Annotated in this window: 20 protein-coding genes and 1 pseudogene; 8 read left to right on the plus strand and 13 right to left on the minus strand. The window is 67.1% G+C overall.

Annotation, left to right across the window (positions count from 1 at the left end; genetic code table 11):
* Positions 1–28: 28 nt before the first annotated feature.
* Positions 29–328: a DUF4148 domain-containing protein gene (locus BBJ41_RS21650; RefSeq protein WP_069748362.1), complete on the plus strand. Its 300-nt coding sequence runs from the start codon at positions 29–31 to the stop codon at positions 326–328.
* A gap of 100 nt (positions 329–428) precedes the next feature.
* Here BBJ41_RS21650 and BBJ41_RS21655 read toward each other — a convergent pair whose 3' ends face one another.
* The 6 genes from BBJ41_RS21655 to BBJ41_RS21680 all read right to left on the minus strand — a co-directional run bounded on the left by BBJ41_RS21655 (position 429) and on the right by BBJ41_RS21680 (position 9,082).
* Positions 429–2,204: a sensor domain-containing diguanylate cyclase gene (locus tag BBJ41_RS21655; RefSeq protein WP_069748363.1), complete on the minus strand. Its 1,776-nt coding sequence runs from the start codon at positions 2,202–2,204 to the stop codon at positions 429–431.
* Positions 2,201–3,325, minus strand: coding sequence for an extracellular solute-binding protein (locus BBJ41_RS21660; RefSeq protein WP_069748364.1), 1,125 nt, complete (start codon positions 3,323–3,325; stop codon positions 2,201–2,203). The genes BBJ41_RS21655 and BBJ41_RS21660 overlap by 4 nt, the downstream gene beginning before the upstream one ends.
* Positions 3,326–3,537: 212 nt before the next feature.
* Positions 3,538–5,124, minus strand: coding sequence for an aldehyde dehydrogenase (NADP(+)) (locus BBJ41_RS21665; protein ID WP_069748365.1), 1,587 nt, complete (start codon positions 5,122–5,124; stop codon positions 3,538–3,540).
* A 64-nt stretch (positions 5,125–5,188) separates the two neighbouring features.
* Positions 5,189–6,121: a dihydrodipicolinate synthase family protein gene (locus tag BBJ41_RS21670; RefSeq protein WP_069748366.1), complete on the minus strand. Its 933-nt coding sequence runs from the start codon at positions 6,119–6,121 to the stop codon at positions 5,189–5,191.
* A gap of 40 nt (positions 6,122–6,161) precedes the next feature.
* Positions 6,162–7,736, minus strand: coding sequence for a UxaA family hydrolase (locus tag BBJ41_RS21675; protein WP_069748367.1), 1,575 nt, complete (start codon positions 7,734–7,736; stop codon positions 6,162–6,164).
* A 32-nt stretch (positions 7,737–7,768) separates the two neighbouring features.
* A complete protein-coding gene (locus BBJ41_RS21680) occupies positions 7,769–9,082 on the minus strand; it encodes an MFS transporter (RefSeq protein WP_069748368.1) in 1,314 nt (437 codons plus the stop codon).
* A 232-nt stretch (positions 9,083–9,314) separates the two neighbouring features.
* Here BBJ41_RS21680 and BBJ41_RS21685 point away from each other — a divergent pair, with 232 nt between their 5' ends.
* Entirely contained in the window at positions 9,315–10,046 is a 732-nt protein-coding gene (locus BBJ41_RS21685; protein WP_069748369.1) for a GntR family transcriptional regulator, read from the plus strand.
* 73 nt (positions 10,047–10,119) lie between these two features.
* On the opposite strand, the gene BBJ41_RS21690 is transcribed toward BBJ41_RS21685, so the two are convergent.
* Complete coding sequence (locus tag BBJ41_RS21690) at positions 10,120–10,842, minus strand: FadR/GntR family transcriptional regulator (RefSeq protein ID WP_069748370.1); 723 nt, start codon at positions 10,840–10,842, stop codon at positions 10,120–10,122.
* A gap of 269 nt (positions 10,843–11,111) precedes the next feature.
* Here BBJ41_RS21690 and uxuA point away from each other — a divergent pair, with 269 nt between their 5' ends.
* From uxuA to BBJ41_RS21720, 6 genes are all read left to right on the plus strand, one after another.
* On the plus strand, positions 11,112–12,182 hold the full coding sequence (gene uxuA, locus BBJ41_RS21695) for a mannonate dehydratase (RefSeq protein WP_175972731.1): 1,071 nt from the start codon (positions 11,112–11,114) through the stop codon (positions 12,180–12,182).
* Positions 12,183–12,252: 70 nt separating this feature from the next.
* Positions 12,253–13,563 carry an MFS transporter gene (locus BBJ41_RS21700; protein WP_069748371.1) on the plus strand — a complete coding sequence of 437 codons (1,311 nt, stop codon included), beginning with the start codon at positions 12,253–12,255 and terminating at the stop codon, positions 13,561–13,563.
* A 130-nt stretch (positions 13,564–13,693) separates the two neighbouring features.
* Complete coding sequence (locus BBJ41_RS21705) at positions 13,694–15,127, plus strand: aminotransferase-like domain-containing protein (protein ID WP_069748372.1); 1,434 nt, start codon at positions 13,694–13,696, stop codon at positions 15,125–15,127.
* 99 nt (positions 15,128–15,226) lie between these two features.
* Positions 15,227–15,622 carry a hypothetical protein gene (locus tag BBJ41_RS21710; RefSeq protein ID WP_069748373.1) on the plus strand — a complete coding sequence of 132 codons (396 nt, stop codon included), beginning with the start codon at positions 15,227–15,229 and terminating at the stop codon, positions 15,620–15,622.
* A gap of 192 nt (positions 15,623–15,814) precedes the next feature.
* Entirely contained in the window at positions 15,815–17,599 is a 1,785-nt protein-coding gene (locus BBJ41_RS21715; RefSeq protein ID WP_069748374.1) for a nitrite/sulfite reductase, read from the plus strand.
* On the plus strand, positions 17,596–18,027 hold the full coding sequence (locus tag BBJ41_RS21720; protein WP_069748375.1) for a DUF934 domain-containing protein: 432 nt from the start codon (positions 17,596–17,598) through the stop codon (positions 18,025–18,027). Before BBJ41_RS21715 ends, BBJ41_RS21720 begins: the two co-directional genes overlap by 4 nt.
* A gap of 79 nt (positions 18,028–18,106) precedes the next feature.
* Here BBJ41_RS21720 and BBJ41_RS21725 read toward each other — a convergent pair whose 3' ends face one another.
* From BBJ41_RS21725 to BBJ41_RS21750, 6 genes and pseudogenes are all read right to left on the minus strand, one after another.
* A complete protein-coding gene (locus BBJ41_RS21725; RefSeq protein ID WP_069748376.1) occupies positions 18,107–19,387 on the minus strand; it encodes a virulence factor family protein in 1,281 nt (426 codons plus the stop codon).
* Positions 19,384–21,978, minus strand: coding sequence for a bifunctional lysylphosphatidylglycerol flippase/synthetase MprF (mprF, locus tag BBJ41_RS21730; protein WP_069748377.1), 2,595 nt, complete (start codon positions 21,976–21,978; stop codon positions 19,384–19,386). Before mprF ends, BBJ41_RS21725 begins: the two co-directional genes overlap by 4 nt.
* A 487-nt stretch (positions 21,979–22,465) precedes the next feature.
* Positions 22,466–23,554: pseudogene (locus tag BBJ41_RS21735) on the minus strand (ShlB/FhaC/HecB family hemolysin secretion/activation protein); the annotation flags it as partial.
* Positions 23,554–23,892, minus strand: a complete 339-nt coding sequence (locus BBJ41_RS21740; protein WP_069748378.1) for a small multidrug resistance protein — start codon at positions 23,890–23,892, stop codon at positions 23,554–23,556. The gene BBJ41_RS21740 and the pseudogene BBJ41_RS21735, both read right to left, overlap by 1 nt.
* Positions 23,889–25,079: a hypothetical protein gene (locus BBJ41_RS21745; protein ID WP_069748379.1), complete on the minus strand. Its 1,191-nt coding sequence runs from the start codon at positions 25,077–25,079 to the stop codon at positions 23,889–23,891. The genes BBJ41_RS21740 and BBJ41_RS21745 overlap by 4 nt, the downstream gene beginning before the upstream one ends.
* Positions 25,080–25,093: 14 nt before the next feature.
* Positions 25,094–26,533 (minus strand): UbiA family prenyltransferase, encoded by a 1,440-nt coding sequence (locus BBJ41_RS21750; protein ID WP_069748380.1) that lies wholly within the window; start codon positions 26,531–26,533, stop codon positions 25,094–25,096.
* Positions 26,534–26,618 lie beyond the last annotated feature (85 nt).

The raw sequence follows: 26,618 nt of genomic DNA on the forward strand, positions 1-26,618 counted from the left end.
AAAGCCAAGACAAACATCGGAGGTCATCATGAAATCGCTCGTTTCCGCAGTCGTTGCCGCCGTCGCCCTGTCCGCCTCGTTCGGCGCATTCGCTCAAAGCACCGTAACCCGCGCTCAAGTGCGCGCCGAACTGGTCCAGCTCGAAAACGCCGGTTACAAGCCAGCCGTGTCGAGCCCGCACTACCCGGCCGACATCGAAGCCGCGCAAGCCCGCGTGCACGCCGCCGACAACAGCGGCTACGGTGCGCAACCGGCCGCAACCGTCCAGGGCGGCGCACCGGCCGCCAAGGTGCAAAGCGCGCACGACTCGATCTACTTCGGCCACTAAGCCAGCCGCTGCGCGCCCCGCGCGCGCAGTCCGCACATGCAACGAGCCCGTCCCGCGACGGGCTCGTTGCGTTTGCATCCTGCACTTCAGCGAGCGTCCCTCACCGGCTGCCGCCCGATGCGACCCGGCCGACCGCTTCCGTCGCGGCACCGCCGCCGACCAGTTCCTGATAGCGCACGCACGCGAACTGCGCGGACGCCTTCGCCGCGTACATCGCCGCGTCGGCCTTCACGAGCAATTCCTCGGCCGACGCACCGTCGGCCGGAAACTCGCTGACGCCGATGCTCGCGCCGACGGCCACGCGCCGGTCGCCGAATTCCAGTTCCTCGGCCATCACGATCTGGATGCGCGACGCGATATCGCCGATCACCGCCGGCGAACGCACGTCTGCAATCAGCACGATGAATTCGTCGCCGCCGAGCCGCGCGACCATGTCGCCGCTGCGCAGCACGAGGCTCAGCCGCTTCGCGACCGCGACGAGCGTGCGATCTCCGGCAGAATGCCCGTGCTGGTCGTTGATCTGCTTGAAGCGGTCGAGATCGACGAACATCACGGCCAGCCCTTCGCGCACCGCCGCCGCATGCCGGATCGCGGCATCGAGATGCTCCATGAACAGCAGACGGTTCGGCAGCGCGGTCAGCGGATCGTGGCCCGCGAGGTGCGTCAGCTCCTGCTGCTTCGCACGCAGCATCGCGACCTGCGTGCGGATCTCGACACGCATGCTGTCGAAACAGCGCGCGAGCACGCCGATCTCGTCGGCGCGACCGGTGGGCAGCCGTTCGGCGGCCGGATCGTCGAACACGTGCGTCGCGGCACGCGCGAGCGTCTGCAACGGCCGCGTGATCGCGCGCGCGAACAGGATCGCGAGAATCACCGCCAGCAGGCTCGACACGAGCACCATCCTGACGATCCGTTCGCCCAGCATGCCGGCCGGCGCGAGTACGTCCGCCAGCGGGCGCGCCATCCCGAGCACGACGAAGCGGTTGCCCTCGTCGTTTCCGAACGGCGTGCGCGCGAACGCGAACATTTGCCCCGGCGCCTCGTCCGGCTGCTCCAGGCCGTTGAGCGTCACGTTCGCGCGCGCGCTGTCGAACAGCGCGCGCGTGGCGGCAAAGCGGTCCTGCATCAGCACGCGCCGGCCGCGGTCGAAGCCGAACGTCTGCGTCGGATCGGGGTGCACGAGGAAATCGCCCCATTCGTTCGCGAGATACACCCCGTAGTCTTCCGGCAGATCACGTTCGAGCCGGTCGAACACGCGCGAGAGCTCGACGTCGACGACGAGCGCACCGATCGTCTGGCCTGACGGGTCGACGACCGGCGTACCCACGCGCAGGATCGGCAGCCCTTCGGCCGCGTGCGACCCCGTCTCGTGGTTGATCACGATCGGCGACAGGTAGATATGACCGGGCGCCGTCGCGAGCGTGTCGAATACATAGGAAAACTGTCCTTTTTCCTGGAACGCGCTTTCCGGCAGCACGACGATGCCGTGCGCATCGCGATCGACGCGGATGCGTTCGAGCCCGAAATGCGCGCTTGCGATCAGGCGGATCTGCAGGTATTCCGGATGATTTCTCATGAAGCTGTAATACACCTGCTCGAGCCGCGAACGTGGTGCGCGATCCGGGTTGTCGCTGCCCGCGACGAGCGCGGCCGACGGCAACTGCGCCAGCACGAGCGCATCGTCGGCGACGTCGGCCAGTGCGGTGGTGAAGCGCTGCCCGAGCAGTTGCGTCGACATCAGCAGGCTGTGCTGCGCTTCCTGCACGAGCATCGCGCGGTTCGCGCGATACGCGTAGTAGCCGGTGGTACCCGACGCGATCACGCCGATGCACGCGAACAGCACCGACAGCTTCGACGTGAGCCCGAGCCGGATCATTTTCCGAACCGCTCCGGCCGGTCGCCCGACACGATGCGCCCCCACAGCAATTCGCGCCGCGCGATGTCTTCGACGGGCTGCAACCACACGAGATGCTGATGCCCGGTGTCGAGCCCCGGCGGCGGCTCGAGCGTGTTCGCGAGCCCCTGGCGCTCGGTCAGCAGCGCGCCGATCGCCGGTTCGAGCATGTAGTTGATCCACGCGAACGCGAGCGCGGGACGTTGCGTGCCGCGCGTGACGGCCCAGCAATCGAGCCATGCGAGCGCGCCTTCGTCCGGGATCACGTAGCCGACGTCCACGCCCGCGCGACGCAACAGCTCGACCTGTTGCGTGCCGTAGTTGCCGAACATCAGCGCCGCGCGATGCTGGACGAACAGCGCGGTCGCCTCTTCAGGGAGCGTGTAGTACGTCAGCAGGTTGCGGCGCAGGTCGATCAGCTTACGCGCGACGGCGAGCGTCTGCTCGGGCGACAGGCGAAACGGGTCGGGATAACCGAGCGCCAGCGCCGCGAACGAGAAGTTGTGCTGCGCGCTGTTGAAGTCGAGCACCTTGCCGCGGTAGCGCGGATTCCACAGCTCGCGCATCGAACGCGGCACGGCGGGCACCTGCTTGCGGTCGTAGATCAGCCCCATCGACGAATACGTGAACGGAATCGCATAGGTCGCGCCGTCCTGCACGAGCCCGCCGATCGTCGCGAGTTGCTGGAAGTTCGGCAACTGCCGCCGCCGGTTCGGGATATGCGACAAGTCGATCGGCGCGAGCAGATGTTCGCCCGCGTAGCGCTGGATCTCGGCCGTATTCGCGGCCAGCACGTCGTATGGCGGCGGCGCCGCGCTATGCAGCCGCGTCCACAGCGCTTCGTCGGAATCGACGAACGTCACTTCGACACGCGCATGAAACCGCGCCTCGAATGCGCTGACGACGTCGCTGTCCGCGTAGCCCGGCCATGCCAGCACACGCAGCACGTTGTCGTTGACGGTTTCGGGAGAGGCAGCGAAAACAGGCAGGCCCAGTAAGCCCGACGTCAATATGATGAGCAGCGTGAACACGGCGCCGCGACGACGCGCACGTGCGCCGATTCCCCTGATCAATCGGACCCCGTCTGAATCGCACGGCTGCATTCGACTGTCCTTTTTCGAGTCGATGCGATATCCCGCAACGAAACCATAAAAAGGACCGACACGCAATCGGCAGAAGCCGCACGCAACGCATGCGCAGCGGCGGCGGCGCTTTCCCCGCACATCGTTGCACGTGCATGAAATGCCGCCGGGCGAGCGTCAATGATCAGTCGAAAGCGCGCTGTCGCCGCTTCATCGGTTCGGTAACCGGTCCGTCACGCCTGCACGTCGCGATGTCCGTCGATGCTGCGCGGCACACCCAGCGGATTCGTGTCGCGCAGCGCATCGGGCAGCAACGCATCGGGCACGTCCTGATAGCAGACCGCGCGCAGGAAGCGGCCGATCGCGAGGCTGCCCACCGACGTCGAACGGCCGTCCGACGTCGCCGGATACGGACCGCCGTGCACCATCGCATGCGCGACCTCGACGCCCGTGCCGAAACCGTTCACGAGAATGCGTCCCGCACGCCGTTCGAGCAACGGCATGAATGCGCGCGCCGCAGCGTGATCGCCATCGTCGATATGCAGCGCCGTCGTGAGCTGTCCGTCGAGCCGCTCGACGAGCGCATGCATCGTGTCGAGATCCGGGCAGCGCACGACGAGCGATGCGGGGCCGAACACTTCGTCGTGCAACTCGGGCTGATGCGCGAACCGGTCGGCCGGCGTCGCGAACAGCGCCGCGCGGCCCGCATGACGGATCCCGCCGCCTGCCGGCGCACCGCGCGCAAGCAGCTCGACACCGGGCTGCGCGCCCAGGCGGGCGACCGCTTCTTCGTACGCGCGGTGAATGCCCGGCGTGAGCATCGGGGCCGCAGGCAGATCGGCCAGCACGGCGGCGGCCGCAGCCTCGAAGCGCCGCAGCGCCGGGCCGTCGACACCGAGAATCAGGCCCGGATTCGTGCAGAACTGACCGACGCCGAGCGTCAGCGCCGCCGCGAACGCGCGGCCGATCGCCTCCGCGCGCGCGTCGAGCGCATACGCGAACAGCAGCACGGGATTCACGCTGCTCATTTCCGCATAGACTGGTATCGGCTGCGGTCGCGCAGCCGCGAGCGCCATCAATGCGGTGCCCCCGCTGCGCGAGCCCGTGAAGCCCACCGCCTGGATGCGCGGATCGCGCACGAGCGCGGCACCCACTTCGTAACCGTCGTCGAACAGCAGCGAGAACGTGCCATCCGGCATCGCGCATGCATCCACGGCCTCCTGAATCGCGCGACCGACGAGCGCCGACGTGCCCGGATGGGCCGGATGCGCCTTCACGATCACCGGGCAGCCGGCCGCCAGCGCCGACGCCGTGTCGCCGCCCGCGACAGAAAACGCCAGCGGGAAATTGCTCGCGCCGAACACGGCGACGGGGCCCAGCGCGACGTGCTGCACGCGCAGGTCGACGCGCGGCATTGGCTGACGCGCCGGCTGCGCGGGATCGATGCGCACGCCGAGGAAGTCACCCGCCCGCACGACCTGCGCGAACATCCGAAGCTGCGCGACCGTGCGTGCGCGTTCGCCTTCGATGCGCGCGCGCGGCAACCCGCTTTCCGCGACGCAGCGCTCGACCAGCGCATCGCCGAGCGCGAGCAGCCGCTCGGCGATCGTGTCGAGAAACGCCGCGCGTGCGCGCAGCGACGTATGCCGATACGCGTCGAATGCCTGGGCGGCCAGCGCGCAGGCTGCGTCGACGTCGTGCGCCGATGCGCGGCCGAACACGGGCTCAAGCGCCGCGCCGGTCGCCGGGTCGAGCGCCTGGAATCCCGCGGCGCCGGCCGCGCTGCGTCGACCGATCAGGGAAGCGCCGGAAATCTGCATGAATTGTCCTCGTTGAACATCGTTGAATCGTGAAATCGTTGAACCGTGTCGGCGCGCGCTTCGCTCAGCGGCCCCAGCGCAGCACGAGCGGATCGAGCGCGCGTGCGATCCGCAGCAGGCTCGCGCGCGTGTCGGGATGCATCGACGGCAGCGGATGACGCACGGCGTCCGACGCGATCACGCCGCCCGCCTTCATCAGCACCTTCGCGGTCGCGATGCCGCCCTGGCGGTTCTCGTGATTGATGAGCGGCAACCAGCGCCCGTACTCGCGCTCGGCTTCGTCTGCACGGCCGGCCGCCCATGCGTCGACGATCCGGCGAATGCCGTCCGGATACGCGCCGCCCGTCATGGCCCCCGTCGCGCCCGCTTCGAGATCGGCCAGCAGCGTGATCGCCTCCTCGCCGTCCCACGGCCCGACGATCGCATCGCCGCCGAGCGCGATCAGCTCGCGCAGCTTCGCGGCCGCCTGCGGCACCTCGATCTTGAAGTACGACACGTTCGGAATCTCGATCGCCATCCGCGCGAGCAGCGCGGCAGGCAGGTGCGTGCCGCTCGCCGGCGCGTCCTGGATCATGATCGGAATGTCGATCGCATCGGAGACGCTGCGAAAGAACTCGACGATCGCCGCCTCGCCCGCGCGAAACGTCGCGCCGTGATACGGCGGCATCACCATCACCATTGCAGCGCCCGCGTCCTGCGCGCGGCGGCTGCGCTGCGCGCACACGGTCGTGCCGAAATGCGACGTGGTGACGATCACGGGCACGCGGCCGGCGACGTGTTCGAGCACGCAGTGCATCACCGCATCGCGCTCGTCGTCGGCGAGCGAAAACTGCTCGGAGAAATTCGCGAGCACGCACAGGCCGTTCGATCCGGCATCGATCATGAAGTCGACGCAGCGGCGTTGTCCGTCGAGGTCGAGCCGGCCGTCGTCGGCGAAGATCGTCGGCACGACGGGAAACACGCCGCGATAGCGCGCGGATGAATGGTTCGATTGCATCAGTGGCACTCCTTGCCGCAGGAAATTCAAATCAGGTGAATCAGGTGATCGCGCCGATCTGCCAGGGCACGAATTCGTTCTGCCCGTAGCCGTGCAGTTCGCTGCGCGTCGCATGGCCGGACGCGGCGTCGAGCATCATCCGGAACAGCGTCGCGCCGAGCGCGTCGATGCGCGCGCCGCCGTCGAGCACGTCGCCGCAGTTCAGGTCGATGTCGTCGGCCTGCCGCCGCCACAGCGCACTGTTGGTCGCGAGCTTCAGCGACGGCGTCGGCGCGCAGCCGTATGCGGAGCCGCGCCCCGTCGTGAAGCAGATCAGGTTCGCACCGCCCGCGACCTGCCCGGTCGCGGAGATCGGGTCGTAGCCTGGCGTGTCCATGAACACGAGCCCTTTCGCGCGCACCGGCATCGCGTATTCGTAGACGTCGACGAGATTCGTGCTGCCCGCCTTCGCGATGCCGCCGAGCGATTTCTCCAGCACCGTCGTGAGGCCGCCCGCCTTGTTGCCGGCCGACGGGTTGTTGTTCATTGCCGCGTGATGGCGCGCGCAATAGTCCTCCCACCAGCGGATGCGCGCGATCAGCTTCTCGCCGACGTCGCGCGACACCGCGCGGCGCGTGAGCAAATGCTCGGCGCCATAGATCTCCGGCGTTTCGGACAGGATCGCGGTGCCGCCGTGCTTCACCAGCAGGTCGACCGCCGCGCCGAGCACGGGGTTCGCGGTGATGCCCGAGTAGCCGTCGGAGCCGCCGCATTGCAGGCCGACCGTTAGATGGCTCGCGTCGACGGGCTCGCGCCGCACGTCGTTCGCGGCGGCCAGCATCGACTCGACGAGCGCGATGCCTTTCTCGATCGTCTTGCGCGTGCCGCCGCTGTCCTGGATCGTGAACGTGCGCAACCGCGCGTGTTCCGTCAGCCCCTGGGTTTCGAGCAGGCGCGGAATCTGGTTGGTTTCACAACCGAGCCCGATCATCAGGACCGCCGCGAAATTCGGATGGCACGCGTAGCCGCCGAGCGTGCGCTGCAGGATCGCGAGCGCGTCGCCGTCGGGATCGACTGCGCAGCCGACGCCATGCGTCAACGCCACCACGCCGTCGACGTTCGGATACGCGGCGAGCGCGTCGGGGTGGATGTCGCGGCGGAAATGATCGGCGATCGCCCGCGCGACCGTCGCCGAGCAGTTCACCGACGTCAGGATGCCGATGTAGTTGCGCGTCGCGACGCGGCCGTCGGCGCGCACGATGCCGTCGAAGGTCGCGCGCTGCGCATCGGGCACGAACCCGGTGTCGCGGGTGCCTTCGCCGAACGCGTAATCGCGCGCGAACTCGCCCATGTCGAGGTTGTGCGTGTGGACGTGCTGGCCGGGCCGGATCGGCTGGCTCGCGAAGCCGATGATCTGGCCGTAGCGGCGCACGGGCGCGCCGGCGTCGATCGCGCGCGTCGCGACCTTGTGACCGGGCGGGATCAGCCCCACGACGCTCACGCCTTCGTCGTCGAGGCGCGTGCCGCTGACGAGTTGCTCGACGGCGATGACGACGTCGTCGGCTGGGTCGAGCCGGATCGTGCGCGGGCGCGACGCGGCCGGCGCCTGCCGGGTTTCGGTGGAAAGTGACGACATGGTTCGGTTCCGGTTGAATCGGGCGACGGGCTTCAGTCGAGGCCCCGGTCGCGGTAATCGATGAGGCTCGCGCAGACGGCCAGGCCGAATGCCGCGACGACGAAGAACATCAGCGCAAGGAAATAGGTGCCGGTGAACTGCACGATGAGGCCGATCAGGATCGGCACGATCACGCCGACGATGTTGCCGCCGAAGTTCATCGCACCCGCGAGCAGGCCCGCACGGGACTGGCCGCCGAGCGTTGCCGGCACGCCCCAGAACATCCCGCACCAGCGGATGAAGAACAGCGCGACCGACAGCAGCACGACCACGCTGACGAGCCCCGTCGCGAAGCTCACCGCGAGGATCGCCGCGGCGGACGCGAGGCCCGCGACCGAAAACATCACGCGCATCACACGGTTCGGCGCGCCGCCGGCCGCGCGCCACTTGTCGGCGAGCCAGCCGCCGAACAGTTCGCCGACGAAGCCGCACATGAAGATGATGAAAGTCGCGCCGCCCATCTGCTTGAGGTCGAAGCCGTGTGCCTTGTGCAGGTAGCTGGGCATCCACGTCATCAGCCCGTAGAACACGCTGTTGTAGCAGGCCCAGCTCGCGAACATGAACAGCACCGAACGGTCGCGCAGCAGTTCGCGAAACGGCACGCTCGCCTTCGGCTCGCCGGCACGGGCCGCGGCCGCATGGGCGGTCACGTGCTCGAGCTCGGCGGCATTCACGCCGGCGTGCTCGGACGGATGGTTGCGGATGTACCACCACGCGAGGATGCCGACGACGATCGTGCCCGCGCCCGCGACGACGAACGCGAGCCGCCACGAGCCGAGGCCCGCGATCAGCGCGGTGATGATGATCGCGCCGCAGGCCGAGCCGAGCGGCGCGCCGCCGTCGAGCAGCGCGGCGCCGCGGCCGCGCTCGGCCGGCGTGAGCCACGTGCCCGCGAGTTTCGCGCCGGCCGGCATGATCGGCGATTCGGCGATGCCGAGCCCGAGCCGCGTCAGCAGCAGCGGCACCCAGCTGAAGCACGCGGCCGCGACGGCCTGACATGCTCCCCAGCCGATCGTCGCGAGGCCGACGATCGTGCGCGCCTTGAAGCGGTCGACCAGCAGCCCGCTCGGAATCTGCATCAGCGCGTACGTCCAGAAGAACGCGCTGAGCAGCACGCCTTCCATCGCGGGCGACAGGCTGAATTCGGCCGAGATGATCGGCAGCGCGACGGACAGCGACGCGCGGTCGATGTAGTTGATCGACGACAGCAACAGCAACAGCCAGAAAATCCGCCAGCGCACGGCGGTCGGCGCGGCGGTCGCGGCATGGGCCGTCGGGCGGGGTCCGGCTGAGTCTTCGAGGTGCATGCGTGTCTCCAGTGGGGATGGGTCGCCGGCCCCGCTTTCTTCGAAGCGTTGGCCAACTAATATATTAGTTGGCGATTATAGAGATACATCCCGGTGCCGATACAGGGGTAAACCCGCGAAGTGGTCGGTCGGGAATCCACCGACGATTCGCCGCAAGCGGTATGCGCACTAATATACTGATCGACCGGCATCCACCGAGGACGCCGGCAGCCTGCCACCCTCTCGCCCATTCATGAAGTCAGAACACTCCACCCAGGCCGCCTTCATCGCCCGCCTGATCCCCGCCGATTTCACGCTGGACCGTTCGCAGGCCCTGTCCGTGCAGATTCACGCGCTGTTGCGCGACGCGATCGTGACGATGACGCTGCTTCCGAACGACGTGATCTACGAGCGTGCGATCGCGGAAGCGCTCGGTGTGTCGCGCACGCCCGTGCGCGAGGCGCTGCTGCAACTCGCGCGCGAGGAGCTCGTGCTGATCGCCGCGCAATCGGGCACCTTCGTCGCGCCCGTGAAGCGCGAGCAGTTCGTCGAGAGCGCGCTGATCCGCAAGGTGCTGGAAACGGCCGCGATCCGCCGCGCGGCCGAAGTCATCAGCGCACGCGAACTCGAACAACTCCACGACATCCAGGACGCGCACCGGCGCGCGATCGAACGCGGCAACGCGGTCGCGGCGATCGCGTGCGACAACGCATTTCATGCAACCGTCAGCGCGGCCGCACGGCTGCCGCGCGTGCAGCAGCTCGTCGAGATCGTGCGCGCGCCGATCGACCGCGTGCGGCACGTGACCGTGCGCGATCCGATCGTCGGCGAGGTCACGCTTGCGCAGCACCAGAAAGTGCTCGACGCGCTCGAACGGCACGACGCCGATGCAGCCGAGCGCGCACTGCACGCGCATCTCGACGATGCGTACGCACGGCAGCAGCGCGCGTACGACGAGCATGTCGCGTTATTTGAAGGGCTTTGATGGTGGTTTGGCGGTGGCCTGAAACGCGGCCCGCGTAGCGGGCCCGTCGCGCCATCGGCCTGCTGCCGGCACGCTAGCGCCACGCCTGCGTGAATTCCGCGATCACGCGCGACAGGTGCGCGCGCATCGCATCGCGCGCACTCGCCGCGTCGCGCGCCATGATCGCCGCGAAGATCCGCTGGTGATCCTCCTGCGACGCCTCGCGCAGCGCGGTCGAGTGAAAGTGCTCTTCGATCTTGTCCCACAGCGGATCGCTGCGTGCGCAGTCCCACATCGCCGTGACCATGTGCAGCAGCACCGTATTGCCGGTCGATTCCGCGATGCGCAGGTGGAACTGGCGATCGGCCGCGTCGTACGCGGCCTTGTCGTCCATCTGCTCGCGCATCGTCGTCAACGAGAAAAACAGGCGGTCGAGATCGGCATCCTTGCGCTCGGTCGCGGCGAGCGCCGCGACTTCCGCCTCGATCAGTCCGCGCGCGCGCAGCGTCTCGATCGGCCCCGGGCCGCGCGGCACCTCGAACGTCACCGGCCGCGCGGCATCGGCCGCCGACACGTAGATACCCGAGCCGATCCGCACTTCGACGATCCCCTGCACCTCGAGCGCGATGATCGCCTCGCGCACCTGCGTGCGGCTCACGCCGAACTGGTCGGCCAGGCTGCGCTCCGACGGCAGCCGCGCGCCCGCTTCGAACGCGCCGGCGGCCACCATCGCGTGAATCTGCCGCGCAAGGCCGATATAGGAGCGGTCCGCGGCATCGGTGTCGCGAGGGGCTGGCAGGCTGGAAAGATCGGTCATCGAAAGGCTCGCAACGGGCTGGCTGGCACCATCGCGGCGCCGGATCGCCAAAATGGTACACCAATTCCGCCGAGCCGCTTATTCGGCCTGCTGGCCAGCCTTGACGAGCGCGCCCGGGAGCGTCACTCCGGCGGCATCCGTTCCGGACAACTGGTAAACCACTATCCAACCAAACTGGCATACCAATCATAATCCGCACACCGATGCCGGGCCGGCACGCTGCCGCCCGATCGTCCGATGCATGAACCGCCAAGCCAGGAGCCGCTCCAGTGAAGATGTCATTCCGTTGGTACGGCGAGTCCGATCCGGTCTCGCTGCAATACATCCGCCAGATCCCCGGCGTCACGCACATCGTGTCCGCGATCTACGACGAGCCGGTGGGCGAAGTCTGGCCCGCGCACAAGATCGACGCGCTGAAGGCGACGATCGAACGTGCGGGCCTGCAGTTCGAAGTCGTCGAATCGGTGCCCGTCCACGAGGACATCAAGCTCGGCAAGCCGAGCCGCGACCGCCTGATCGACCACTACCGGCAGACGATCCGCCATCTCGGCGCGGCCGGCGTCCGCGTCATCTGCTACAACTTCATGCCCGTGTTCGACTGGACCCGCACCGAGCTGTCGAAGACGCTCGACGACGGCTCGACCTGCCTCGCGTTCAGCACCGACGCGGTCGACCGGATCGATCCGAACGACGGCATCGCGCTGCCGGGCTGGGATTCGAGCTACCGGCCCGAACAACTGCAGGCGCTGCTCGCCGACTATCGCGAAGTCGACGAGCGCGCGCTGTGGGCGAACCTCGAATACTTCCTGAAGGCGATCATTCCCGTCGCCGAGGAAGCCGGCGTGAAGATGGCGATCCACCCCGACGATCCGCCGCGCCCGATCTTCGGGCTGCCGCGCATCGTGAAGAACCGCGACGATCTCGCGCGCATCGTGCGCATCGTCGACACGCCCGCGAACGGGCTGACGCTGTGCTCGGGCTCGCTCGGCGCGGGCCCGCAGAACGATGTCGAAGCGCTCGTGCGCGAGTTCGGCGCGATGGGCCGCATCCATTTCGCGCACATCCGCAACGTGAAGGTCGATGCGAACGGCGATTTCGAGGAAACCGCGCACCTGTCGAGCTGCGGCTCGCTCGATATCGCCGCGATCGTGAAGGCGTACCACGACACCGGCTTCACGGGCTACGTGCGCCCCGACCACGGCCGCATGATCTGGGGCGAGACGGGCAAGCCCGGCTACGGCCTGTACGACCGCGCGCTCGGCGCGGTCTACCTGAACGGCCTGTGGGAAGCATTGGCGAAATTCGACCGCGCGCCGCAAGCGGCGCACGCATCGCAATAAACGCCCATCGAGGCGGCCGGCGCAGCGGATCGCCGGTCGCCCGTCACGACATTCCGCGCGGAGACTTCACATGCCACGCATCCGATGGGCCATGATCCTGATGTGCTTCCTGGCCAACGTCATCAACTTCATCGACCGCGCGAACCTCGCGATCGCCGCGCCCAGCATCCGCGCCGATCTCGGCCTCGACGCGGTCGGCATGGGGCTCGTACTGAGCGCGTTCTTCTGGACCTACGCGTTCCTGCAACTGCCGGCCGGCTGGTTCATCGACAAGGTCGGCGTGCGCGTGAGCCTCGCGCTCGCGGTCGGCTGGTGGTCGGTGTTTACCGTCGCGACGGGCGCCGCGCGCGGCCTCGCGCAACTCGTCGGCGTGCGGCTGATGCTCGGCGTCGGTGAAGCCGCCGCGATCCCGTCGTTCGCGAAGGTCGCGTTCAACTGGTTTCCGCGCAGCGAACGCGGGCTCGCGAGCAGCATCTTCGACAGCGGCTCGCGCGTCGGCTCCGCGCTGTCGCTGCCGCTCGTCGCGTGGCTGATCTCGATCGTCGGCTGGCGCGGGTCGTTCGTCATCACGGGCGGGATCGGCATCGTGTGGGCGTTTGCGTGGTGGTTCGTCTATCGCGACCCGGAACGCTATCGCGCGATCGCGCCGGATGCCGTCGACGCGCTGCTCGCGCAGCGTGGCGCGCCGGCCGTTGCGGCCGCAACCGACGGCCCGCAGGTGTCGTGGCTCGACCTGTTCCGCTACCGCACCGTGTGGGGCATGATGATCGGGCTGTTCTGCCTGAACTTCGCGATCTACTTCTTCATCACGTGGTTCCCGAGCTACCTGCTGCAATCGCGCGGCTTCTCGCTCGCGTCGCTCGGCACGTGGGGCATGCTGCCCGCGCTGCTCGCGATTCCCGGCGGCTGGCTCGGCGGCTACGTGTCGGACAGCCTGTTCCGCCGCGGCTGGAGCGCGACCGCCGCGCGCAAGACCTGCCTCGTGCTCGGGATGCTGCTGTCGTCGTCGATCGCATTGTCCGCCTTCGTCGAAAACACATGGGCGTGCCTCGGCCTCTTCGCGCTGGCGTATGCGAGCCTGTCGTTCGCCGGCGCAAACGTGTGGACGCTCGTCGGCGAAATCGCGCCGACGCCCGCGCACGTCGCATCGATCGGCGGCATCCAGAACTTCGCGGGCAATCTCGCGGGGATCTTCATCACGACGTTCACGGGCGTGATGCTGTCGATCACGAAGGGCTCGTTCGTCGTGCCGCTCGCGGTGGCCGGCGTGCTGTGCGTGGTCGGCGCGCTGTCGTACCTGTTCATCGTCGGCAAGGTCGAGCCGCTGCCGCCGCTGCGTGGCGGCGCGAACGGGCGGAACGCGGAGCCGAACGCGGCCTGACGCATCGCGGCGGCGCCTCGTCGCGGCGCCGCCTGCCCTTTCCTTTTCGGGCCGTGCATCGGACAATGACCCGCGCCCGCCGGCGCGGCGCCACCCGGCCCGCGCGCGGCGACGCGTCCCGTCCACGCCGATGAAACGCTACGAAACCCTCGCCCACACGATCGCCGACGACATCCGCCACGGCAACCTCGCGGTCGGCACGCGGCTGCCGTCGCTGCGGCAGATCATCGCGCAACATGGCGTGAGCCAGTCGACGGTGTTTCGCGCGTACTACCTGCTCGAACAACGGGGCTTGATCCGCGCGCGCGAACGTTCGGGCTACTACGTCGCGCCGGGCGCCAAACCGGATGCGGGCCCGGCCGCGAAGCGGCGCGCGAGCCGCGCCGGCGCGACGCGCAAGGTCGACATCAGCAGCCTCGTGTTCTCCGTCCTCGATGCGGCCACGCAGCCGGGCATCGTGCCGCTCGGTTCCGCGTTCCCGGCGCCGCAACTGTTTCCGCTGCCGCGCCTGGCGAAGTCGCTCGCGCAGGCCACGCGGCTCGTGAGCCCGTGGAGCACGGTCGTCGACCTGCCGCCCGGCAACGAGGCGCTGCGCCAGCAGATCGCGCGGCGCTATCTCGCGACGGGCGTGTCGCAGCCGATCGACGAGATCGTCGTCACGAACGGCGCGCTCGAAGCGCTGAACCTGTGCCTGATGGCCGTCACGCGGCCCGGCGACGTCGTGGCCGTCGAAGCGCCCGGTTTCTATGCGGCGCTGCAGGCGATCGAACGGCTCGACCTGCGCGCGGTCGAGATTCCGGTCGATCCGCGCACGGGCCTCGATCTCGATGCGCTCGCGAACGCGCTCGACCGGCACGACATCCGCGCGTGCTGGTTCATGACCAATTTCCAGAACCCGACCGGCGTCACGCTTTCCGCCGACAAAAAACGCGCGCTCGTCAACATGCTCGCCGCGCGCGAAGTGCCGCTGATCGAGGACGACGTCTACGGCGAGCTGCATTTCGGCCCCGAGTATCCGCTGCCGGCGCGCGCGTTCGACCGGCACGGCCTCGTGATGCATTGCAGTTCGTTCTCGAAGACGCTCGCGCCCGGCTACCGGATCGGCTGGGCGGCCGCCGGCCGGTTCGCGGAGAAGGTGCAGCGACTCAAGCTGATGACGACGCTGTCGGCGAGCATTCCGGCGCAGGCCGGCATCGCGAACTATCTCGAACACGGCGGCTACGATCGCCACCTGCGCAAGCTGCGCGGCGCGCTGCACACGCAGCTCGACCGGATGGACGACGCGCTGCGGCGCTGGTTGCCGCCCGGCGTCGAGTGGGTGCGGCCCGAAGGCGGGTATTTCCTGTGGCTCGCGTTTCCCGACGCGATCGACGCGATGGAACTGCATCGCCAGGCGATCGCGCGCGGAATCAGCGTGGCGCCGGGGCCGCTGTTCTCGGCCGCGCACGGCTTCGAGCGCTGCGTGCGCGTGAACTTCGGCCATCCTTGGAGCCGCGACATCGAGCGCGCGATCCGCGTGCTCGGCGAACTGGTCGCGCAGCCGCCCGTGCGCAAGGCAGGCTGATCGCAAACGGCGCGCACGATGCGCTGCCTGCGCCGCGGCCATGCAGGCAATCCCCGTGCGGGTTACATTGCTGGTCTCGTCGTCCCTTCAAGACTTTCCATGAGCCAACTGCCTTACCTCGATCACGACGCGCTGCTGAAACTGGCAGCCGAAGCGGCACACATCACGCAGCCCTGCACCTGCACGAAAACGCCGCTCGCCGGATGGACGAGCCTGCCGCTGTCGCTGCAGGACGCGCAACTGACCGAAGTGGCCACGCTTGCGCCGCCCGGCGAGGTGGAGCCGACCTACGCGGAATATCATCCGGCCGGTACGCGCTACGCGTCTGACGACGCACCTATCGCGCTGCGATATTTTCCGTACAACCGCTGCAACGTCAGCCGCTGCCGCTCATGCGGCCGCCTGTTCCTGCGCTATCAGGAAGGCGGCGGCTACTTCATCGACCAGCGCATCCGCGCCCTCGATCCGGCGCTCGTCGTCGACGCCCACGCATAAGCCCGCCACGGGTTGAACGCACGCGCGGCACGCGCCGCGCGCGCATCTGCTGCGCCCTTTTCGTCCCGATCTGCTGCTTGTCCCGCCGCACCGCGTTCCCTACGCTGTCTCCCGTTGCCTGACATCCGTCGCAACGTCCCCTTCCGGGCCGCGTGCGCCCTGCGCGCCGCCGCTCCTCTCGCGTATCACGTCATGTATCGATATACCGATTTCGACCGGGCGCTCGTGCACAGCCGCGCCGCCCAGTTTCGCGACCAGCTCGAACGCTGGCAGCACGGCACGCTGAGCGAAGATGCGTTCAGGCCGCTGCGCCTGCAGAACGGCTGGTATGTGCAACGTCACGCGCCGATGCTGCGCGTCGCCGTGCCGTACGGCGAGCTGTCGAGCGCGCAGCTTCGCGTGCTCGCGCGAATCGCGCGCGACTACGACGTGCCCGACGACGCCACCTGGCGCGCCGCGCGCGATGCGCAGGCGTTGCTCGGCACGTTGCGCCTGCCGACCCGCAGCGCGCACTTCACGACGCGCACCAACGTGCAGTTCAACTGGATTCCGCTCGCGAAAGCGGCCGACGTGATGGACCTGCTCGCGACCGTCGACATGCACGGCATCCAGACGAGCGGCAACTGCATCCGCAATATTTCGTGCGACGAACGCGCGGGCGTAGCGCCTGACGAGATCGCCGACCCGCGCCCGTTCGCCGAAGTGATGCGCCAGTGGACGACGCTACACCCTGAATTCGCGTTCCTGCCGCGCAAATTCAAGATCGCGATCACCGGCGCGGCCGAAGACCGCGCGGCGACCGACTGGCACGACGTCGGGCTGAAGCTCGTGCGCGACGAGACGGGCGAGCTCGGCTTTCGCGTGAGCGTCGGCGGCGGGATGGGCCGCACGCCGATGATCGCGACGCTGCTGCGCGCGTTCCTGCCGTGGCGGCACGTGATGAACTACATCGAGGCGATCGTCCGCGTGTACAACCGCTACGGACGGCGCGACAACAAGTACAAGGCGCGCATCAAGATCCTCGTCAAGACCGAGGGGCAACGCTATATCGACGACGTCGAGGAGGAGTTCCGCCAGATCGTCGAGCACGACGGCGGCCCGCACACGATCCCGCAGGCCGAGTTCGATCGCGTCGCCGCATCGTTCGTCCCGCCGCGGCTCGAACCGCGCACGCTCGCGCCGCACGACGCAAGCGCACGCGTCACCGCGCAGGCCAATCGCCATCCGGCCTTCGCGCGCTGGCTCGTCCGCAATGTCGCCGCTCACCGTGACCCGGCGCTGCGCATCGTCACGCTGTCGTTCAAGCGCCGCCTGCAGGCGCCCGGCGACGCGTCGCCTGACCAGCTCGACGCACTCGCCGAGCTCGCCGACCGCTTCTCGGCCGGCGAAGCGCGCGTCACGCACACGCAGAACGTCGTGCTGCCGTGGGTGCACGTGGATGACCTGTTCCTGCTGTGGGAGAACGCACGCGCGATCGGGCTCGCCAGCGCGAACGTCGGGCTGCTGACGGACATGATCGCGTGCCCGGGCGGCGACTTCTGCGCGCTCGCGAACGCGCGCTCGATCCCGATCGCCGACGCGATCGCCGAGCGCTTCCAGGATCTCGACATGCTGCACGACGTCGGCGACATCGACCTGCACATCAGCGGCTGCATCAACTCGTGCGGCCATCATCACAGCGGCCACCTCGGCATCCTCGGCGTCGACAAGGACGGCGCGGAGTGGTACCAGGTGACGCTCGGCGGGTCGGACGGCTCGGCCGTGAGCGGCCCCGCGCAGCCGGGCAAGGTGATCGGCCCGTCGTTCTCGGCGGACGAGATCGTCGATGTCGTCGATGCGATCGTCAACGCGTATCTCGACGCGCGGATCGATGCCGACGGCCGCAGCGAACGATTCATCGACACGGTGCGCCGCATCGGCGCGGAACCCTTCAAGGCCGCCGCGAACGACGCGCGCCATCGCATGGAACACGCATGAAGCAAGAGAACCCGAACGCCCGCATCCGGCTGCTGACGCCGGCCGAACACGCCGGCAACACGCACGCGCCCGACGATGCGACGCTGACGATCGGCAACGACGAGGAACTGCCGCCGCTTGCCGAACGGATCGCACAAGCCGCGCGCATCGACCTGCAGTTCCCGTCGTTCACCGACGGCCGCGCGTACAGCCAGGCGTACCTGCTGCGCAAGCGCTTCGGCTTCGCCGGCGACCTGCGCGCCACCGGCGAGGTACTGGTCGACCAGTTGCTGCTGATGGAACGCACAGGGTTTTCGAGCGCGGTGCTCGGCGACGATACGGACATCGCGGCCGCGCGACGGCAGCTCGACCGGTTTCCGGGCTTCTATCAGCGCGATGCGAGAACGGCAACGCCGCCGCAGGACACGGCGGCGCCGGCCGGAAAATGAAACGGGCGGCACGATGGCCGCCCGTACGATGAACCGGAAGCAAACCGGCCGGCGCCCGCCGCGAAGCGGGCGCCGGCCTTCAGCGCGCCGCCACCGGCTTGCCGAAACCGCCGAGGATCTTCTTCTCGAGCGCGATGTAGTCGCGGCCGAAGTGGTGATCGCCCTGCGTCTTGATCACGTCGGCGCCCGTGCCCACCAACGCCGGGCACATCGTGTCCTTCTCTTCCGCGCCATAGAAGCACTGCACGAGCTGCGGCGGCACCTTCGCCATTTCCGGCGCAACCTTCAGCGCCTTGTCGCTCGCGGGCATGCCGAGCCAGCCCGTCACGCGGATCTGGAAATCGGCCGACGGCGCGAAGCCGAGCAGCGACATCACCGCGACCTTGTCGCGCAGGTCGGCCGGCAGCCGGTTGTATGCGAACGGCATCACGTCGGCGCCGAACGAGTAGCCGACCAGCGCCACGCGGTTCGCATGCCAGCGCGCCATGTACGTGCGCATCACGCGCGCGAGATCGCGGCTCACCTGCGCAGGCGGCTTCTCGCTCCAGAAATAGCGCAGGCTGTCGATGCCGACCACCGACACGCCATCGCGCTGCAGCGCCTCGGCGATCGTCTTGTCGAGATCGCGCCAGCCGCCGTCGCCCGAGATCACGATCGCGAGCCGGTCGCTGCCGCCCTTGGCCGGCAGCTCGACGAGCGGCAGGTCGGACACGTCGAGCTCGTCGCCGCTGTTGTTGTCGCGCAGGTGCGACGTGACGAGCGGCACGAGCTTCGCGGGATCGGCCGCGGCGGCCGTTTCGACGAAGCCCGGCATCGCGCGACGCACGATCGTCGGATCGGGCGGGCACGGCTTGAAGCGCGGATCGAGCTTCGGCGCCGGGTTGACCGCGACGACACCGGCAATCGTATTCTCCGGCGCCATCGACAGGATCTGCTTCGCGATCGCGCCGCCCTGGCCCACGCCCGCGACGATCGGCGTGAAATAGCGCGACGACTGCGCGAGACGTTCGAGCTGGTGGCTGACCGCCTCGGCGTCGCCGTCGAGGTGATGACAGGTCTCCTGCTTCGCGGCGAGATTCATCGCATACCGCTCGGAATCGACGCCGACCGTCATCGCGCCGGCCTTCGCGAGCGCATCGGCGGCCTGCTGATCGGCGGCATTCCAGCCGGCCTCACGCGAGAACAGCACGACGAAGCCGCGCAGCGGCCCGCTCGGTTTCGTTACGGTGACGGGGCCATAGCGGCCGCCCGATACGGTTTCGGCCTTCACGGCGGTCGGTTGCGTGGCGCACGCGGCGCCGGCCAGCATCATTCCCGCGCAGGCGGCTGCCGCCCGCGCGATTCCCTTCTTCAACATCATGAACGCCGACCTCCAGCCAGCAATGACAGATCCGCAAGCGTGACGAACACGCCGACCGAGCCCGAAGCCGCGAGATAACGCGGCTCCCAGTGCGGTTCGAACTTGCTCTTGAAAGCGCGCAAGCCGCGGAAGTTGTAGAAGCGGCCGCCGAAGCGCCAGACCATCAGGCCGAGCCGGTGCCACGGCGACGGCATCTTCGCCGCCCCCATCCCCGAGAACGGCGCGATGCCCAGGCTCAGCTTGCGGAAACCCGCTTCCTTCAGATGCAGCGCGAGCTGCGTGAACAGATACTCCATCGCGTACGGCGACGCTTCCGGCAGATGGCGCATCACGCCGACCGTCGCCTCGGTGTTGAGGTCGGTCGTCATGAACGTAACGAACGCGATCGGCTTGCCGGCCTGACGCACGAGCATCACCGACTGCGTCGCGAGATAACCGTCGTGGAACGCGGCGACCGAGAAACTCTTCTCGCGCGCGTCGCGGCTGTCGAGCCAGCCGTCCGAGATGTCGCGCAGCGCCGGCAGCGCGACCGGCACGTCGCACGGCGCGATCACCTCGACCGCCAGCGCGTCCTTGTCGCCGCGGCGCAGCGCGTAGCGCAGGTGCGAGCGGTTCGAACCCTTCAGGTCGAACTGGTCGAGCGCGATATGCGCTTCCTCGCCGAGCTTCATCAGCGTGAGCCCCGCGTCGAGATACAACGGCAACGCGTTCGCGCGCACCTGATAGAACGCGGCGCGGCCGCTGTGCGCGTGCGCGAGCGCAATGAACTTGGCGATCAGCGCCGGCCACTCTTCGCGCGGCCCGACCGGGTCGTGCAGCGCGGCCCACGTGCGGCCGTACTTCGCGTACATCAGGAACGCCTGGCGCGACGCGGAGAACAGGAACGACTTGTCGCCCATCAGCGCGAGGCCCGCGTCACTGCACTCCTGCGCACGGATGATCCGCTCGGCATCGAACAGATCCTGCGGCACCGGCTTCACGAAACGGCCGGGCGCCGGACGCAGCAACTGCCACAGCGCGAACATCGCGACGAACACGCCAGCGGCGAGCGTTGCGCGCAGCGCACGCGGCGCACGCGCATCGAACGAGAAATGCGACCACAGCTCGCGCGTGTACGGCACGTCGCGGAACGCGAAGAACAGCACCCACACGGCCAGCATCAGCACCATCGCCACCGACACGAACCAGCTCACAGTGAAACGCTCGGCGAGCAGCGACGAATGGCGGTTGAAACGGCGGCGGCTGACGAGCAGCAGCACGAGCAGCGTGCCGAGCACGCCGGCCTCGACGAATGCGAGGCCCTTCGCCAGCGACAGCGCAAGGCTCGCGAGCGTCAATGCGAAGGTCATCCACCATGCGCCGTCGAGACGGCGCAGCAGCCCGCGCGCGACGAACAGCAAGGCAACGCCGAGCACGCTGCAGATCACCTGCGAGCCTTCGAGCACCCACAGCGGCACGAGGTGGCGCAGGATCGCGATCCGGTGCCAGAACGCGGGCGTCGCGCTCGAGATCACCAGCATGCTGCCGACCGCGAACGTCACGAGGCTCAGGAACACCGGCGCGAGCTGCGACACGCGCGCGGCCTGACGCGTCACGAGCCGGCGCCGCAGCGCACGGCCTTCGAAGCCGGCCAACAGGCCGGCCGACAGCACGAGCGGCACGCCGAAGTAAATTGCGCGATACGCGATCAGCGCGGCGACCATCGCGTGCGCCGGCACTTCGCGGCCGAGCGTGAAGACCATCGCGGCTTCGAACACGCCGATCCCGCCCGGCGTATGGCCGATCATCCCGAGCAGCAGCGCGGCCGCGTAGACGGTGATGAAGGTCGGGAAGCCGACCGGCGCAGCCGGCAGCAACACCCACAGCGTGAGGCCCGCCGCGACGACATCGAGCACCGCGTAGACGACCTGCGCAACGAGATCGCGCCGCGCCGGCACGTCGAACGACAGCCACTTGAAGCGCGTCACGACCGGGCGCGCGGTGTTGCCGCACATCACGACCATCGCGGCCAGCACCACGAGCAGCGCAGCGCCACCCCACGTGAGGACGCCGGGCGCGACGTGCAGCATCGCGGCGAGCGCCTCCGGCACGCAGACCATGCCGACGGCCGTCATCAGCACCATCGCGAGCGCCAGCGTGCCGCTCGTGAACACCGTCATCCGGCCGATCTGCGCGGGCGTGACGCCCGACACGCCGTACACCCGCGCGCGAACCGCGCCGCCCGTCAGCGCGCCGAAGCCGGTCGCATTGCCGAGCGCGGACCCGGCGATCGCGCCGATCCACAGTGCGGCGCGCGGCACCTTCGCGGCGACGTAGCGCAGGCCGACTGCATCGCGGGCGACGAGCGCGAGATAGCTGAGCGCCGTGGCGGCCAGCGACGCGCCCCACTCGGCGGCGGACATGTGACGCAACTGGCGGATCACCGACCGGTAGTCGACGGATTCCGACAGGTGCTGGAAAACCACGATCAACAGCAGGCCGATGCCGAGCGCGAGCAGCGGCGACAGCACGCGCTCATTGCGCAGCAACGCCCAGACACGGGCGATCGCCGCCGCGGCACGGCCGGGCGAACCTGAGTGGCGGGAAGACATAGGTTGTTCAGTGGTGGTGCATAGCGTGTCGCGGCGCAAGGGGGCCAGGCGGCGACGAATCTGGTTGTTCTGCGTGGGCGGTCGGCCGAAAGAGAAGGCAGGGAGCGCCTGAATCAGAACTTACAAGTATACGGGTCTTATATTACAAAATCTTTCGGCTCGCATTGTGCGGTTTTGTGGCGCGCGGGGCGCGTCAACATCGCATCAAAATCGTGCGGCCGAAAAACGCAAGGTGCGCATCATACCGGGAACCTGAACGGTTTTTTCATCGGATGAATGGGCGGTGGCGGATTTGGGAGAAATTCTCCCGGCCGGGCTGCGCGGGAGAGGATGAATTCGTGGGTGGGTGCGGGGGTTGGGGAATGGGGACGGGTTCGGTGATATGTCGCCAATTGCTGTCGGATCACTTGTGTTCCGCGGGGTTTGCGGCATCCGGGTGTTCTGGGTGTCGCCCGCCGTAATCCTTTCTTCTATATGGGCTTCGCCGTCAAAACTGTGCGGTCAGCTGGAAACCGAAGGTCACACGTGCAGTCGGGAAACCCGACGGCTTGTAAACCGGCGTACCTGCGAACAGGTCGTACGCGTAAGCGCCGAATCGCGTGCCGACGCTGCCCTTCACGCCGATCACCGCGCCGGCCAGTTGTGTGCCGACCAGCGTGATCGGTTGCGGCCCCCAGACGCGGCCGTAATCCAGCCCCGCATAAACCGCCTGCCCCGTCTGCCCGATCGGCATCTGCAACTCGTTGCGCCAGTAGAACCCGCGCGAGGCCACCAGCATCGTCTCGCCGTCGAAACCGCGCACCGTGTAGCGGCTACCGATCGTCATGTCGTCGATGTAGTACAGCGTGTTGCCCGTGTATTGGCCGTGGAAAGTGCCGACGTAGCGGAACGGCTGCTTCGCGATCGCGAACGGCACCGACAGGTTCGTGTCCAGCACCGCCATCCTGTAGCGGTACGTCGGGCCGCCCTCCGCGGCCAGAATGTCGTCGTGCGCGCCGAATGCGCCGACGCCTTGCCTGTATGCCAGCATCCCGTCGAACTGCGCGCCGCCGAAGTAATGGCGATCGGTCAGGCCGATCTCGACGAACGTGTTGTTGCGGCGCTGTTGCGGGATTTCGGTGTCTTCGATGAAGCTCTGGCCGAAGCGGCGCGACAAGCGGAATTGCGCGCCGAACACGTCGTTCTGGCTGCGCAGCAGCACGCGGTTCAGTTTGAAGTCGACGGTTTTGGAGTTGCCGCTCGCAACGAAGGTCTGATTCACGCCGGCGATCTGCTGGTAGTACGTGTTCGTGTACGCGGACAGCGTGGCCGTCCAGTAGCCCCACGGGATCGAGTAAAAGCCGTTCCAGCCGTGCGAGCCGAGGCGCTTGTCGCCGAATTCCAGGTCCTGGCTCACGCCGATGTTGAAGATGTCGTTCAGGCCGAGCGGGTTGTCGATGCCGAGCGACAGGTTGCCTTGCAGGCGGCCGGTGGCGCGCGTGCCGGAGTTGTCGATCGAAGCGACGACGGTCCAGGGTTTGTTGCGCTTGATGTCGAGCACGACGTCGCTTTCGCCGGGAGCATCGGCAGGGACGATTATGCGTACCGCGTGACCATCCAGACGCCGATCAGAATGACAACTGCACCGACTGCTTGCATCGGATTTAAAAAGCGTTCGTGCAACGCGGTGAACGACAGCACGACGAGCATGGAGATCGCCACCATGGCGGGATACGCAACGCCAAGCGTTGTCTTGCGCAAGGCCGCCGCGTAAAGCACGAACCCGACACCGTAAGCAGCAACGGCGGCGGCACGCGCAACCCATGGCAGCACGCTGGACTCGCCATATGCGATTCCCTTCAGCGCGGCGACCCTGAGCAATATGCTCGCGAGCCCGCCGAACACGCCACTGGCGGCAACGATCAGCCAATTCATCGCGCAGCCTCCGGGATCATTGCGATATCCGTCCGACTATCGGATGCAACACGACTGTCACCCGCTACATCTGCGTTGCCGCTGAAAATCACGTTGAACCGGTTCGCGCCGTGCAGCGCAATCAACACGATCGCCGGAAATACGACCGAGAAATTTCGCGCCTCGTCCCGATAACCGAAGAAGATGAACAGCACCAGAACGGGCAGGAATGCCGCAAAGAAGTAGCTTCGGTAGCGCTTCGGCGTCACCCGCCAGGCTGCCCGGAAGAACACGGCAAGCGGCACGAGCATCAGCGGATTTTCCAGGCTCGGCGTGAAGATGCCTTTGCCGATGAGGTTGTAGAAGGACAGATAGGACTTGGGATTCACCCAGAACTTCAGGTTGTCCCACACGTGATATTCGACGAATCCGCCAGCGTTTTCGCTGTAGCCGCTCATGATGAATTGCCGGGTCGCGACGCAGATCCCAAGCTGCAATACCAGCCATACGACGCGCTTCGGCATTGATACGTCCCGCTCGTGCAACAGGAACAACGCGAGTGGAACGAGAAAAAAAGTTTCCTTGTTCAGGGAGAACACGGCGATCATCAGTGTGCAAGCCAGCATTCGCTTCTTCAGCAGGAAATAGCATGCGCCCAGGACACCGAGCAGTTCGAAGAAGTCGTAGTAATAGCCGCCCTGCTGAAACGTCAACGGATAGACGAAACTGAATGCAGCCAGAAAGCCGACGGCATGCCCGAAGCTCAATCCGTGCAGCCTGGCGAGCTTATAGACCAGCAACAGCGCAAACAGTGTCGACAACACAATCGCGATGTACGTCAGGTGATAGGCGAGCGCCGTGACAGGCGTCCAGTATTCGTCCGGCACGCTCGTGAAATAGGCGTTTCGCAGCGAATCATGTCGTTTGATCGACTTGAACAACTTGTCCTGTTTCTCCGGGCCAAGTTGTTCCGCCATCCACTTCGCCGCGCGCGGGAACGACGAGCGGTAGACATACGGCTTCGGCGCATCGCCATTCATCATGCCGACGAGGCTGTAGCTCGTTGCAAAATCGCCCTTCTGGTCGTCGCGGAAACCCCATTTCAACAGCATGCTGTTCGTGATGTTTCCCGCGCAGACGAACAGCAGCACGTAGACGATGGCGAAGCGGCAAAATGCCCGCACCCGGTTTTGGTTCTTTTCCGTCATAGGGTTTTCGCCGCTTACGGAGCCGGCAGGAAGTGAGCGGCCAGCACGATCGCCACCATGACGCAAAGCATGCTGAAACTACCGCGGTTTTCAAGGATATGAACGATCGGATCGTCGTGCATCGCGCCGCGCACCGTTGTGATCCAAAGCCGTCCGAACAGGTAGATCAGGCCGATCTGCACGAACCAGAGCAAGTGCGGAATCGCGTAGCGTGCCGTGGTTTCCGGAGCGTTGATGAAGAGGCCGAATACGACTACCGCGGCCAATGACGCGCCGATACCGAACGGCCATAGCACTTCGAGATCGCCCACCCGGTAATCACGGCCTGCCGATGCGCCTTTGTCGCTCTGACGCAGGAGCACCAGTTCGGAGCAGCGCTTCACGAGCGCAAGACTCAGAAACGCGAACACGGAAAACGCGAGAAGCCAGCGGCTGACCGTGATCTCCGCCGCGACGGCTCCGGCAACGATCCGGTAGGTGTACAGCAGCGACAGCACAAGAACATCGAGCAGCACGATCGATTTGAGGCGCCAGCTATACGCTGTCGTGAGCACCAGATAGAGCGCGAACATCCCGGCAAATGCGGGAGACACCGCGAATGCCAGTGCAAACGCCAGCACCAGCAACAGCACTGCGCAACGAAGGCCTTTGGCAATCGACAACGTACCGCTTGCGAATGCACGGTTGCGCTTGCGAGGATGGCGGCGATCGTTGTCCAGATCCCACAAATCGTTGGCGATGTAGGTCGCAGACGCGCCCAACGACATCGCCAGAAACGCGAGTGCGAGCGTGGCAACCTTGTCGGTGTCGAAGAAAGCAAAGGCCGTCAGCAGCGGAACGAACAGCAACAGGTTTTTCAGCCACTGGTGGACGCGTAGTGCCTTGCACCACGTAGTGACGTTCGCGCGCGGGTTTGAAAACTCGCGTTCGACCGGAATGCGGCTCCGAACATCGGCGGCAATACCTGGAGCCACGCCGGCCAGAATGGCGCCCTTCGCGCCGGCCCATACCGGCAGATCAGCCTTGCTGTCGCCCGCGTAAACGAAATCGTTGCCCACCTGTTCACGAATGCCGACAAGCTTGGTTTCGCCCTTGAGGTTCGTTTCGTCTCGGGTTGCGATGACGAGGTCGAACAAGCCGAGATGCGCGTTCACGCGCTCGGCGATCGAGCGATGCGCGGCAGTTGCGAGCATGATCTTGCGGCCGCTTCTGCGCTCGTGCGCGAGATAGTCGACAAGCGGCTCGCGATACGGGAGTGTCTCCGCACGAAAATCGGCGTGTTCTGCTACTCGGGCCTTGAATGAGGCACGCCCGCCGGCGAGCCAGAAAGGCAATCGCAGCAGGTTTGAAGGCTTATGCCTGACGACGCGGATCACGGACTCCATCAGGGTGTCCGATGGGGTCAGCGTGCCGTCGAGATCGACGACAAGTGGCAGTTTTTGGGTCTCTCGCATTTATTCTGCTTTGTTTTTTATAGGTTCACGCCAACAGCCAATCCAAATGAATATAGCGCCAGCCCACCCATCCACTTCAATCGAA

Source organism: Burkholderia stabilis (assembly GCF_001742165.1).
In the GTDB taxonomy this organism is placed as follows: Bacteria; Pseudomonadota; Gammaproteobacteria; order Burkholderiales; family Burkholderiaceae; genus Burkholderia; species Burkholderia stabilis.